This is a genomic window from Belliella pelovolcani (assembly GCF_900156785.1).
GTDB lineage: Bacteria > Bacteroidota > Bacteroidia > Cytophagales > Cyclobacteriaceae > Belliella > Belliella pelovolcani.
Map to the genome: position 1 here is coordinate 150,169 of NZ_FTOP01000007.1, position 14,551 is coordinate 164,719.

The 14,551-nt window shown below is 39.7% G+C and carries 7 protein-coding genes and 1 riboswitch; of the genes, 2 read left to right on the top strand and 5 right to left on the bottom strand.

Features of this window, described 5'->3' with window-relative positions; genetic code table 11:
* Nucleotides 1-17: 17 nt before the first annotated feature.
* A riboswitch (TPP riboswitch) is annotated at nt 18-108 on the bottom strand.
* A 343-nt stretch (nt 109-451) separates the two neighbouring features.
* Entirely contained in the window at nt 452-5,137 is a 4,686-nt protein-coding gene (locus BW935_RS09750) for a chitobiase/beta-hexosaminidase C-terminal domain-containing protein (protein ID WP_084565918.1), read from the top strand.
* Between the two features lie 128 nt (nt 5,138-5,265).
* The gene (locus tag BW935_RS09755; protein ID WP_076501013.1) at nt 5,266-6,408 is read left to right on the top strand and encodes a 1-acyl-sn-glycerol-3-phosphate acyltransferase; all 1,143 of its coding nucleotides are present in this window, start codon (nt 5,266-5,268) and stop codon (nt 6,406-6,408) included.
* 35 nt (nt 6,409-6,443) lie between these two features.
* On the opposite strand, the gene BW935_RS09760 is transcribed toward BW935_RS09755, so the two are convergent.
* The 5 genes from BW935_RS09760 to BW935_RS09780 all read right to left on the bottom strand — a co-directional run bounded on the left by BW935_RS09760 (nt 6,444) and on the right by BW935_RS09780 (nt 14,182).
* The gene (locus tag BW935_RS09760) at nt 6,444-7,664 is read right to left on the bottom strand and encodes a sensor histidine kinase (protein ID WP_076501015.1); all 1,221 of its coding nucleotides are present in this window, start codon (nt 7,662-7,664) and stop codon (nt 6,444-6,446) included.
* A 159-nt stretch (nt 7,665-7,823) separates the two neighbouring features.
* Entirely contained in the window at nt 7,824-8,993 is a 1,170-nt protein-coding gene (locus BW935_RS09765) for a geranylgeranyl reductase family protein (RefSeq protein ID WP_245802678.1), read from the bottom strand.
* Between the two features lie 75 nt (nt 8,994-9,068).
* Complete coding sequence (locus BW935_RS09770; protein WP_076501016.1) at nt 9,069-9,491, bottom strand: hypothetical protein; 423 nt, start codon at nt 9,489-9,491, stop codon at nt 9,069-9,071.
* Nucleotides 9,492-9,515: 24 nt separating this feature from the next.
* On the bottom strand, nt 9,516-10,961 hold the full coding sequence (locus BW935_RS09775; RefSeq protein WP_175606661.1) for a SusD/RagB family nutrient-binding outer membrane lipoprotein: 1,446 nt from the start codon (nt 10,959-10,961) through the stop codon (nt 9,516-9,518).
* Nucleotides 10,962-10,978: 17 nt separating this feature from the next.
* Complete coding sequence (locus BW935_RS09780) at nt 10,979-14,182, bottom strand: SusC/RagA family TonB-linked outer membrane protein (protein WP_076501020.1); 3,204 nt, start codon at nt 14,180-14,182, stop codon at nt 10,979-10,981.
* Nucleotides 14,183-14,551: the final 369 nt, after the last annotated feature.

Below are 14,551 nucleotides of genomic sequence, written 5' to 3' on the forward strand. Positions count from 1 at the left end.
ACGCTATCCTGAGGCAAATAGATAGTCATACTTTTTCTTTCGCCAGCATTACCTGGTTCAAGTTCAAAGGGTATAATCTCAGCCAATCAGGCACCCCTAAAGTTTTCAATTACTAAGGTATAAATTTATTTTTCAGCTTGCTGCTTTAAGTCTCCTTTTTTATAAATCTACGATTGAAATCACCTCATTTTAGGATTAAAAAATTATTGTAAGCCAACGGATTTAACTTGGCACTAAAGTGCTAAAATCTGGAAACAAACAACAATCTTTCATTTTTGGACTATCCAAATTTTATCTCCCTAAAACTAGTAAAAATCAACTAATCCCAATTTTTTTAAATTTTTAACCTTTTGTTAATAATAAAATTTGGTTTATCCGATTCCAATCGGTTAATTTTAGCAGCATTTTATTTACAACAAACTGCATATCTTAAATCATCAATCACATATACATGAAACACAATTTACTTAAAATCAATTTGAGTGTAATCATCATGTTGACGACGTTGGTCAGTGCCTTGGGACAGGGTACTACTTCGTATCAATTTGTAGAAACATTTGAAAGCCTTGGTCTCACTGGTACAACCTACAGAGACGGCTCCTTCATTGGCAACAATGATATTACATGGGAATATACCCATGTGACTGGCGAACAATCTTTTCCGATAATAGCTGAAGGACTACTCCTTAGGAGATCTGGGGAAAATAGCTCCATCAAATCCGGTACTATAAGTGGAGGTATCAAAAATTTCAAAGTCGATATGCGCAAAGCGTTTACCTCTTCGGGTGACAGGCAAATTGGCTTATTCATCAATGATCAATTAATTGCGGAATCCATTACTTTCGGAAATTTCTCTGGAGGAAGTGATGAAATTTTTAGTTTTGAGGTAGGAGATATAGATATACAAGGTGATTTTGTATTAGAAATTAGACACTTGCTCGGAGGTACTCAAAATAGACAGCTTGTGATTGACAATATTTCTTGGAATCCGTTTGATGGAGAAAACCCAGACCCTGCTGCTATTCCTGTTATCAATCCTAATGGTGGGACATTTGATGAATCTGTATCAGTATCTCTTTCTTCAGCAACTGCAGGTGCTGCTATACATTATACACTAGATGGTTCTATTCCAAATCTAAATAGTCCAATCTATTCTAGCCCTATCTCCATTTCAACTACAAGTACGCTTTCAGCAGTGGCTTTTGCAGAAGGCTTCTCAGCTAGCGCAGTGGCTTCAGCTGACTTTATCATTAATGTACCTGCAACTCCTGCTGCTGGCATTCCTTACGTTCAGAATTTCGAAAACTTTGTCAGCTTGAGCAGTCCTGTGACTACTTTTGGCACTGAAAGCGAATGGACTTTCTCAGCTGGTGCACTAAATTACAATGGCCTTTTTGGCGCTGGCACTGCTGGTGGATTTAGAGGAGGAGATGTATTAGGATACCAACATACCGGAACTTCAGGTGTATTTACTGTTAGCTTGACTTTAGAAAACACTACGGGCTTTCCTATTTCAGATTTAGAGATTTCTTACCTTGGAAGAGTCAGTAGGGTTGATCAAACAAGATTTCCTGAGTGGACGGTAACCGTCAACGGGACTACTGTTTCAGAACTGAGCTACAGCACTGCCTCTGGAGAAGATGAAAATAAATCTGCACTCCTTTCTGGACTGAATATCCTCCCAGGAGAATTGGTCACTATTGAATGGTCTTCTGATAGGGGATTCAATGCTGGAGGTGGAAGTAGACAAATCGGTATCGCTAATTTGAGTGTAACTATTCCTGAGGTATTAGAGCCAATAGAATTTGTCAATTGGAACTTCTCAGGTGAACCAGGAAATCAAGTAGCAACACCTGGTAATGCCCTTGTAGCAGGTATAGCTGCGAGAGATTTTGCTAGAGGAGCTGGAATCAATCCAGCATCAGCGAATAACTCAATCAACTCGAACGGTTGGAATGCTGGTGATGATCGCTACTTCACATTTGGGTTCAATGTCTCTGCTGATAAGCTGGTAGACTTGACAACGCTACAAATAGGAAGTACTTCTTCTAATACTGGCCCAAGAGATTTGGCTTTGGTTTATAGTGGTGATGGCTTCACAGCTAGAATTGCTGAATGGCAACATACAGGTTCGTTTGTGAATCAAATCATTGACCTTTCAGCATTACAAAATTTATCTGGTGATGTGGAGTTTAGAATAATCACCACAAGTGACGTATCTGCCAATGGCGGAACGATTGCTTCTACCGGAACTTCGAGAGTGACCAATTTCTTCCCTGGAGCCCTTCCTGTGACATTTACAGGAATTGTAAAAGATGCCGATGGAGTAATTATTCCAAGAATTGAGGTTAATCCAAGCGAATTGAACTTCGGAGCAATCAGTTTGGCGGGTACTCCAACTGTACTTTCTTACGAGGTCTCTGCAGAAAACCTTGAAGGAGATGTCATTGTATCAGCACCTGCTCCTTATCAAGTCTCTAAAGATGGGAATACCTTCTCAGGGTCTGTTGTATTCACCGTAGAGGAACTTAACGTTACTCAGACAGTATATGTGCAATTGAATAATACCGAAGTAGGGACTTTCAACACCACTATTACCAATCAAACAGCTGGAACTTTACCAGTGGCGGTAACAGTAAATGGTTCCGTATTTGATCCATTCAATATCAGCGAAAACTTCAACAATACCTGTCCTGACTTACCAGCTGGCTGGGAAACCATCAGTGTATTAGGTGCACAAGAATGGGCATGTACTACTTTTGGTAGAGCTGGCACCACTCCTACTGCCTCAGCCCCATTTGGCTTACAGATCAATGGCTTCTCTGGAGGTGCGGTTCTCAATGAAGATTGGTTAATTTCAGCACCTTACGATTTGACTGGGTTTAATATTCCATTGATGACATTCTGGAGTAGAGTCGCATTCCAAGGCCCAAGATTGAAGCTGTTGATTTCTACAGACTATGTAAGCGGAAATCCAAATGAAGCTACGTGGACTGAACTGAGTGATAGATTTGCAACAGCAGATCAGTGGACTTTCTCAGGTCAAGTTGATTTGAGTGAGTATTTGGGTGAAACAGTAAGGATAGCATTTGTCTACAATTCTTCTCCAGAAACTGGCGCTGCAAGATGGACACTGGATGATTTTGCTTTGTTTAGCTCTGATGTGCCTGCTGAGCCATTCTTCTCCAATAATATCGGGAATGTAGATTACTGGCATTTTGGAATTGTACCAGCAGGTAGTACTTCAAGCAATACAAGAACTTTCAACTTTGGTTTATCCAATGCTGTAGCTGACTTGACAATTAGCGCAGGCGAGGGTTTTGAGTTCTCTAAAGATGGCATTAGCTTCAGTAGCACATTGACCTACGCGCCAAGTGAACTGGCTGGTCAGAAAACAGTCACTGTAAGATTTGCTCCAAGCATTGAAGGAGCCTTTGCTGCACCGATTCAATTTGAAAGTGGTGACATTTCTGTCAGAAGAGGCTACTTAACAGGGGCAACTATAGATAAAGATGATTCATTCAATGTGGTCAACTGGAACATAGAGTGGTTTGGTTCTACCAACTCAGGTCAAGGCCCAACCAATGTTGATCTGCAGTTACAAAATGTAAAAACTGTGATTGAAGATTTGGACGCAGATGTATATGCTTTCCAAGAGATTACTAACCTAGATAAGTTCTACGAATTGGTAGATGCACTTCCTGGATACAGAGGATTCCATTCCACCGCTGTATCTCAAGCAGGTAGCTTTGAAGAAGCTCAGAAGCTTACTTATCTATACAAAACTACAAGAGTAGATTCTGTATCTACGAGAGTGCTATTACAGGGTGTCAATACAGCTGATTTGGAAGGCTATCCAGATGCAAACAGAAGTAGATTCTGGGCTAGTGGCAGGCTTCCATACCTATTCGATATCAAAACAAATATCAATGGGGTACAGCAAAACATTACTTTAGTCAATGTACACACCAGATCTAATGGCGGTGGAGAGAGTGCAGGAGCCCAGAGATATGCCATGAGAAGGTATGATGTGAATGTCTTGAAAGATTCATTGGATACTTATTACGGCGATGTACCATTGATCATTCTTGGTGACTTCAATGATGATTTGGATGAAACTGTTGCTGATCAAACTGCTCCTACAGTAAATACTTCTGAAACTTCATTTATCAATTACATCAATGATCCAGAAAATTATACGCCAATTACGCTCAGCCTGAGCAATGCAGGATTGAGGACATTCCCGAGCTTTGAGAATGTGATTGATCATCAGATCATTTCCAATGAATTGAATGACAGCTGGATCGTAAATTCAGAACGTATTGTTGCGCCTTATGATTTGATTCCAAATTATGACAATACCACGTCGGACCACTTGCCGATCAAGACAAGGTTTATTCTTAGATGTGATCTTGAACAAGCTTCTGTAATTGCTTCCGAAACAGAAGTATGTGCTGGTTCGAACAGTATTACTTTCGAATTGGTAGGCGGAAGATATGATAGCATCGTAGGCTGGGAAATCTCTACTGATGGAGGAAGTTCTTGGTCTGCTATTGAAGGTTCAGCTGAATTGAGTAGTATCACTGTAGAGGATCTTGAATCCGCTGCTCAAATCAGAGCCATCATCAATTCTAATATATGTGATGCAATAGCTACCGAGGCTGTGGCGATTGAGATCAAATCTTTGCCAACCCCTGTGATAGGGTTTGAAAAGAGTAGACTCTTCACTTTGGAAGGTCCATACACTTATCAGTGGTTCAAGAATGGTCAATTGATCGCAACTACAAGCAGCAACGAGACGAGAATCCAAGGAGCGGGCATCTACACAGTAGTGATTACTGATTTGGAAGGTTGTACAGCTACTTCTGAGGAATTTGCATTCCCTGTCAAAGGAAATACTAATAAAGTAAGAGTTTTCCCTAATCCAGCTTCAGATTTTGTCAATGTAGAACTAAAGAAAGCTGAAGGTCTTCAAAATATAGAATTGAGAAACCCTAATGGTCTTTTGATCAAATCTCAATTAACAGAAGGTGGTCTAGTTCAGATGGATTTGGCTGGATTGGCCAAAGGTATCTACTTGATCTACATTACAGATAGATTTGGGGCCACATCGGTCGAAAGACTTGTCATCCGATAACAGTTTAATTTTAAAGGCATTAAAAGGTCAGCGTTTGATACGCTGGCCTTTTTTTGTTCCATTAATCATCCCGTTTTCCAAGCTTTCATCATTTTTTTGTTTATTTGTAAAGCACAAATCAGAAAAGCATGTCACCCTTTGAAGATATAAGACCTTATTATGACACGGAAGTAGATGATGCCATCAGGGAGATCTTACATCACCCTATGCTCAAAGCAATGATGAATTTTACTTTTCCTGATGTCAGCGATGATTATTGGAGAGACCTGATGCTTCACTGTCATTCTATCCGTGATTTTCAGATCAATTTCATCTATCCAGGTGTACAAAAAGTACTTGAAAAAAGCTCCGAAGGCTTATCAACATCAGGATTTGAGAAATTAGAGAAAAACGTTCCTTATCTTTTTATATCAAATCACAGAGATATTATCCTAGACACCTCATTGCTCAATGCCAGTCTTTACGAGCATGGATTATCCATGACTACCTCTGCCATTGGGGATAATTTAGTCAAAAAACCTTTCCTCAACACCCTATCTCGGCTGACGAGAAACTTTACCATCAAGAGGGGATTACCCGCAAGAGAGCTTTTAGAAAGCTCAAAAATCACCTCGGCATTTATTAAAAACTCACTCTTAAGAGAAAATCGCTCAGTATGGATCGCACAGCGAGAAGGTAGAACCAAAGACGGAAATGATGAAACCCATAAGGGTGTTTTGAAGATGATTTCTATGGCTGCTGATGATGGGCAAGTCATTGAATATTTCCAAAAATTGAATATCGTACCTGTTTCTATCTCATATGAATATGATCCTACTGATGTATTGAAAATGCCAGAACTGCTAGCCAAAGCAAATTCTGAAATCTATGTGAAAAGCGAGAACGAGGATTTTATAACTTTGCTCAGCGGTATAATGGGTCAAAAGAAAAGAATCCACATACACATAGGAGAAGTCCTCAATGATGCTATAGGTGAGATTGGGAAAACTGAATCTAATAGCAACCGGCAATTTCAAGCCATTGCAGATTTGATAGATCAAAATATCCTCGCTGGATTCAAATTATGGCCGACGAATTATATTGCTCATGACCTGATGTATGGAGTTGAAGAGTATAAAGAGCATTATACAGATGAAGAAAAGGCCCTATTCGAGCGAAGATTCCAAAAAGGAGTAGATGTGAATGACCCTATGGCTGTCAAAAGCTTTCTAGCCATGTATGCCAACCCCGTTAATAATCAAAAACGTGTCCTTGAAGAAATCAGTAAATAAATTAAAAGGCTACCCAAATTTGGGTAGCCTTTTAATTAGACTGGCAATTTGACTGTAAACTTGGTACCGCCTTCACTTGAAGAATCTATACTCAACTTTCCATTGGTTTTATCTACCAAATGCTTAACAAGTGCTAGACCAAAACCAAACCCCTTCTCCCCTCCAGTGCCGTCAGTGGATTTAGAGTTTCCATCAAGAATTTCTTGAATTTTTTCCTTAGACATCCCAACACCAGAATCCTCCACGGTCATCACCAACTCGTTCCTTTCTTGCTCTTGCTCTTGAAGGTCCAAGACTACACTTACAGAGCCATTTTCTGGAGTAAACTTGATAGCATTCGATATTAGGTTCCCGACGATCTGAAGTAATTTATTTTTAGGGAAAGGCACATGATCTCTACCATCCTTATTGATTACAGTATAGCTCACGTTTTTATGTACTGCCTGAGCTCCATACATATCCAAAAGTTTTTCTTTTAAAGTTTCCAAGCTGAACTCAACAGAATGGTTGATCTGAGGCTTAGATTGTGTTGGTTTCGGATAGTCTTGCGAAAGGATTTCATCGGCCAATTCTAAAACAGAATTTCCACTTTTTTGAATCAAATTGATAAAGTCCAAAACCTCTTCAAGCTGATTTTCATTTCCTTGGTCTTGAATAATCTTTGCAAGGCCTATGATGCCTCCAATCGGCCCTCTAATATCATGTGCTACTTTTTTCTGATTCTCTTTGATCTCTAGCATTCTATGTTTGAGATCTTTGACCGCCTTCATGATTTTCAATCTATTGACTATCTCATCAGCTATGATCTTCAGCAATTCTATTTTCTCCTGAGAAAGATCTTTTAAATCAGTATCTAATACACACAAAGCACCAAGATTGAGGCCTTCAGCTGTCGTCAATGGAACTCCAAAATAATACCTCAAATTTGGGCTATCCTTCACATAAAACTTGTCAGAAAAGCGATCATCCTTGGAAAGGTCCTTGATCTCGAATTGATCTGACTCCATCAAGGTGTATTGACAAACTGAATCCTCTCTCGGCATTTGTCCTGCTGGAAATCCATGAGCTGAGACTGACCATTGTGTAAAGGAATCTATCAAATTAACTAAGGATATTTCAGTCCTAGCAACTTTTGCCGCTAGCTTGGTCAAATCCTTGAATTGATTGTCTAAATCTGTATAATCTAAATCATACTCTGACAACTCTAATATTCTTTCGAATTCGTTGTCTGGAATAGGCGCTTCGTGAAATTTCATAATGCTATAAATTTGTACAAAGAACGAATATTAGCAGCTTATAGATTAAATAAAGTCTATTTTTTTTGGGCGAAACTGCACAAACCTTTTTAGAGTCAATGAAGTACAAAATTACCATTTCGAAACCATAGACAAATATGGTATATTCAAAGAGAAAATCTACTTGACCAAAAAACCTAAACCTAAATTCTTGATAATCCTATCTTTCACTTCTTTACTCAGTTCCAAATGACCCGTGTAGACATCTGTGATTTTTTCACAATATCGTTGCCCATTTTGCTTCATCAAATAATTCCTGATCCGCTTTTGGTGATAAAATAGATGTGCCAAATAACCTGTGAATTTCAATTCAGGAAGAAGTCTGACATGTAATGCATCTAAGTAGGCTTTCTCTGCCTGAGCAGGATTTTGAAAGTTTTCAGCTATGGCTTTTCCCGCAAGGCTACCGGAATACAAGGCATTGGTGATACCCTCAGCAGTTAGTGGGTCTGCAAAGCCCGCCGAATCGCCCGTTAGGAACACGTTATGCTTTACAAATCCATCTGTTCGAGGTGATACGGGAACCTGAAAGCCATGAGCCTGTTCGGACTTTACTTCTTTGATTCCTAAGGTCTTTAAATACTGATAATAATGCTCCCTTAGGTTTACCTTTCGTTTTTCAAAAGTCCCCACTCCTATAGATAGGTGATTTTTCTTTGGGAAACACCAACCATAGCCTTTTGGTATAGCATCTATATCAAACCTTGCCTCTGCAGAAAGTCTTTCAAAAGCCTCTTGATCCACCTCTACTTCGTATTCTAATGCTGGTATGGTCTTTCGTGTTTCCTGCCATCCCGCGAGTTTGGCCGTAGGACCCAAGACTCCATCAGCAGCAATCACATATTTGCAAGATATGGCCCCTTGAGAGGTTTCTAATCTAATTTCAGTATCAAAATTGACAGCCTTGAGCTGATGATTTTCTAATAATTCAGCACCAAACTTTCCTGCTTCCTGAATGATCAATTGATCAAAACTATCCCGCATTACCATCGTCACTACAGGATAAGGTCGCTTGGCAAAAAGTGGCTCCTTCAAATGATCAAAATAGATATATAGATCATTGAACTCTTTTTCGATGACATGGGAAATATCAAAAGGAAGCATGTCTCTGCCACGAAAAACCAAACCGCCACCACAGGTCTTATATCGAGGTAAGGTCTCCTTCTCTAAAATGGCTACTCGTAGTCCACCTTTGGCTGCTTCATAAGCAGCCATACCTCCGGCAGGCCCAGAACCTACTACTACTACATCAAAACTTTTCATCCCGAAATATAGCCACGTTTTGATCATGGTTGGAAAAACTTTTTCAAAAAAAGAAGGCTGCCAAATGACAGCCTTCAAATCATAAATTGATCTTAATTTAGTTTATCCACCACTTTGAACATTCAGGTTGATATTTCTAGTAGTTGAGAAGCCACTCTGAGTTATCAGCTGAAATTGTATAGTCACTGTTGATCCGGCTGTACCAGATGGCACTTGATATTGAAATGTCTCCACATAAGAATCCTGTGTGTTCCAAGTAGTGAAATTTCTCGTCGTGATAGTGTTGGCGGTACCTCCACTGATTCTATTCATTCTAAGCTCTGTGGCATTTTCATGCTCAGAGTAGAAGTTAACTGTAAAGGTGACTGTTTGACCTTCGGATGGGCTCGTACTAGAGGCTGTAAGCCCTGAAATAGTACCTACTGCTCCGACCACTTCATACTCAGGCTCTACATCTTCCAAGATACAAGAAGACGCGAATACCATGACTGAAAGTATAGCTGCAAAATTGAATATCTTTTTCATATTTTTTATTTTTTCTGTTCGAAATCACCTATCCCAGAACACGCGATCCTGATTGGTTACACTAGGTACATTTGAAGAATTATTGACTACTTCTCTATTAGGATAGATAAATCTTCTTGGAAAAGCTCCTTGAGTTGAGTTTGAAGGAGAAGGAACTAGGTTTGGAATACCAGAGACAGTATTATTAGCTCCAGCTGGTGCTGATCTTCTCCAATCATTCCAAGCTTCAGGTTGAAGAAACAAATCAATATGTTTTTCAACCAAGATCTTTTCTAATGTAATAGTCGCTCCAATTTCACTTCCATACAAAGCCGTGTAGGCCGTGCTGACACTGCCTGTCACTCTCTGTAGAGAAGCCGCCACTGCCGCATTGTATGCAGTCGCTGCTCTTCCTGGTTGACCAGCTCTCAGTGCTGCTTCTGCTTCAATAAACTTTAATTCCGAGTAATTCAAAATTGGAGTTGGAGCCTCTCTCCTATTGAGGTATGGGCCGGGTATCACTGAGCCTTGTGGTCTTGAACTTGATCCATTTGGAGTACCTATGTAAAGGCCTCCTGTGGTTGGTGACACAAAGAAAGGTAGTCTAGGATCATCTAATCCAGGAGCAATCCTATCTCTTAGCAAGTCTATGAAGCGTTGACTAATAGCCACATTATTCTCGCCGAAAGTGGTCTGAAAGAAAGGAAACCAAGGCCCGGCAAACTCAGAACCAAAGATCACATTAGGCTGATCGGAATTGGAGGTAAATGTACCTGCATCGATAGCTGCTAGTGTTGCAGTTGCAGACGCCTGAGGGTCTACTTTACTTAAATGGTTATGAAATCTTGCTTTCATAGCTCTAGCCAACATAATCCATCTTGGTCTTGAATTTTGTCTCCAAAGGGTTTCATTATTTGCTCTGTAAATCAAATCATTTGTACTAGGACTAGTTGAACTTTGCGCATTGAGGTCTGCTATTCCTTCATCCAATAGTTGTTGAACTCTTTGGTACAAACCTGCCGCATCATCAAATCTAGGTTGTCTGATATCATCAAGTTGCAAAGCTTCTGAATAAGGGATATCATTCCATAAATCTACTGAATAACCAATTACAATAGCCTCCATGATTTTTGCAGCCCCAGCGTAATGTGTTGCTCCTAATTCCTCAGATTTTTCTTTGATGTTTTTGATATTCAATAGACAATTGGCATAAAACCTATTCCAGGTTGCATCACTCATATCAGCGATAAAGGAATAATTATTTACCTGCTGCTGATCGCCAAGCACCCCTGTAAGGTACTGCATCAATATACTCGTAAACTGCGCTGATTCACCATTCAATCCATAAGCGAAAGAAGCTGTCACAGCAGGAAATATCACCTGAATGGAGGCATCTGTCGCCTGATTTGGGTTGGTATTGATTTCATCAAAACTCTCGCAAGAGATCAACACAAAGAGCAGAAGTATAAGGGATATAATTTTATTTTTCATTGCTTTCATGTTTTAGGTTAGAAGGACATATTCAAAGTGACACCATAACTTCGCATATTAGGCGTAGTAAAGGCATCTAAGCCTACGACACTATTTGGTCCAGAAAGATTGGTTTCAGGATCAATGCCCCCATAGTTAGTAAAGAGTAGTAAATTTCGCCCATAAACTCCCAGGGTTGCTCTACTCATCCCGAGTCTACTTGCAGCATTTGATGATAGCCTATATGAAAGTGTAATGTCTCTAAGCCTGATCCAAGAACCATCCTGAACCCACCTTTCTGTCAATTCTCTTCCAAAGGCTGTAGCCGCTCCAACACCTTGAAATGCTGCTTGATTAAGTGTTACAGGTATATTATTGACTTGCCCATCATTATCTCCACCTGGGTTTTGAATTACACCATTGAAAACCACCACCTTATTTCTATCAGTTGTATGCTCAGCTACGCCGGATCCATTACCCATCCAATAGGCCGTAACATTGACCACATCTCCACCTTTTCTCACATCCCAAAGCATGGTAAGGTTGAAATTTTTGTAATTGAAATTATTACGCCAGCCTATCAAATAATCTGGATTAGGGTTTCCTACTACCCTCTGAACAGGGTCAATAATAGGGAAGCCTTGAGGGTTGATTAGTACATCACCATTATCATTTCTGAGAAAAGCATTTCCATAAAACAAACCAAATTGTTCACCTGGAACCAATCTTCTTTGAATTCTAGCGCCGAAAAGGTTATCCACTATAGGTTCATCATTTGGCAAAGAATTGACAAAATTCCTATTGCGCGTAAAATTGATGATCATATCCCAAGAGAAATCTCCTCTGTCCATTACAGTACCATTCAAGACAGCTTCGATCCCTCTATTTTGTATTTCCCCCGCATTGATGAGCTGACTTGTAAAGCCTGTAGATGCGGGTACAGGTACAGATACAATCTGATCTCTACTGATGGCATTGTAATAAGTAACATCTAAGCCTACTCTATTTTCGAAAAGCCTGATATCTGTACCTATTTCAAAAGTATTGGTAAATTCTGCTCGAAGGTTGCTATTCCCAGCAGCGGAGCTCAATAAGACTCCACCAACTCCATCAATTGGGAACCTGACACCCCCGGCATACCTTGTTCCGGTCGTAGCAATATTATAAAATGTTTCTGTAGCAAATGCTGGAGGAATATTACCAGCACCAGCATAAGAACCTCTCAACTTCGCATAGCTAAATGTATTGCTCTCAATTTTGAATAAATCTGTCAATACCACACTCAAACCTGCACTACCATATGTAAATGACCGATTATTGGCAGGTAATGTAGAAGCCCACTCATTTCTAACTGACAACTCAAGAAAAACAGAGTTTAGATAACCTAAACTGGCTCTACCAAAGACCGCCTGTGTCAACCTCCTGGTATCTGTTTTGGTGAAAATCGGATTCTCTTGCGTATTTGCAATATTGAATAAACCAGGAATCGCAAAATTTGTCCCATTCATGAATAAGCTCGCAGTATTGGTGCTGAACATATTATGTCCTACCAAGAATGTAGAGGTAAAATTTTCATTTAAATCTTTGGTAGCAGAGATAATTAAATCTGAATTGAGGATCTTGTCTGTGTAAGTATCTTCATATATCCTACCTCCCAATGCACCACTAGCTGAAATAGCTGCGCCACCTGAAGATGAAGGAGCCCAGATTTGTGTTCTCTCATCATGAGCAAAATCAAATCCTAATCTATGGGTAATGGTCAGCCACGACGCAGGAGTGATTTCTGTTTGTAGATAAGAAATAAACCTGTTGACATTATCTGTATAAGGGTTGTTATTGACTGTCCAAAAAGGGTTATCTGGACTAAATGGCTGTGAACCATCTAAAGCTCCTCTGAAGTTTCTTTGAACACCACTTGGATAAACAAATCCAGCTGAATTATCAAATGAAGGAGGAGTTCTATAGAGCCCTTGGATGGCATCAGAGAAGTTATCACCCCTACCAAATTTTGTACTCGAGCTATTTACATAATTTACCGATCCACCTATTTTAACAATATCACTCAATTGTGAGTCAGCTGTTAATTTAAATGAAGTTCTATTAAAGGTATTGTTGGGAATAATACCTTCTTGATACATGTTGCCTGCGGATAGGTAAAAGTTTGATTTATCAGTAGAAGATGACACTGCTACGTGCGTATCATTGGTAAATCCATTTTGAAAAAACAGCCTTTGGTTGTCGTATACCGGTACTCTTGGTCCGGCATTAGGATGATTCATGTCCACAATGGTACCCCTAGGGTCCTTGGCAAAAGGTGTGCTTTCATCATATCTTAAAGTAGAGATTGGAGCGCCATAATGATTGAAAGTAGTTCCTCCATTATAAACACCATTATCTCCTTGACTGTATTGAAGCTGTGCAGGAAAATAATTCATGATTCTATCAGTAGAGGTATTGGTAGAGATATCTACAGAAAATCCTTTTCTTTTAGAACCTTTCTTAGTAGTTATCAAAACTACTCCAGTAGCCCCTTGGATTCCATACAACGAGGTAGCAGCAGGCCCCTTCAATACGGAAATACTTTCAATATCATTTGGATTGATATCAATAGCCCTATTTGCATAATCCACGCCTCCAGAAGTCCCGATAGAAGCTCTAAATGAGTTATTAATCGGCACACCATCGACCACAAATAGCGGCTGATTCTGTCCAGAAATAGACTGTATTCCTCTAATCACAATGCTGGAACCAGCACCTGCCGAACCTCCTTGTCGAGTAACTTGCACACCTGCAACTTTTGCATTAAGTGCATCTACCACATTTTGCTCTCTTGAAGCCACAATCTCTCCGGAACCAACTTCTTGCTGCGAGAAGGCCAACTTTTTCTTTTCCTGCGTCAACCCAAAAGCAGTCACAACCACTTCCGAAAGCTGCGAAATATCTGGAGCCATTTCAAGATTGATCGTACTCCTATTTCTGACAGACACATTTTGTCGGACAAATCCAATATAGGAGAACTCCAATACTGAATTTCCACTTGGAACTTGAATCGTATAGGTACCATCAATATCTGTCACTGCACCGATGGTAGTCCCTTGAACCAAAATACTGACACCTGGAAGAGGTTCTCCATCCTCCTGTGATGTCACTTTCCCTGATACGGTAATCTGCTGGGCATACAGCGAACTCATGCCAAACAGTAGTATTAGGAAGATTACACTACTAGTACATCTTTTGATCATGTAAACTTGTTTATAGGGTTAGTAAATGAAAATATCTAAAAAACCGAGATGTAGAATCTCAGACCGACTGCAACGCTAAAAGCATAAAATTGCCTTTAGTCTATATTTTTTCAAAACTGATACAGTGCTTTTTGGGACAAACCCTAGAAACTCAAAAAAACACCTCAATCAGGTATATTCTGCAAAACATAACTATGATAATACTTTTACTACCAAAGTAATCCAACAACAAAAGAAATATACCTATTAATCTTAAAAAAATAAAATATATCTACCATTGTATCTGAAAAAGAAAGATTTTTAGTTTAAAGCAAATGCTAAGTATTACAGCGCAAAACTTGGAAAAGCTGGATTTCTGAACTATTTCTA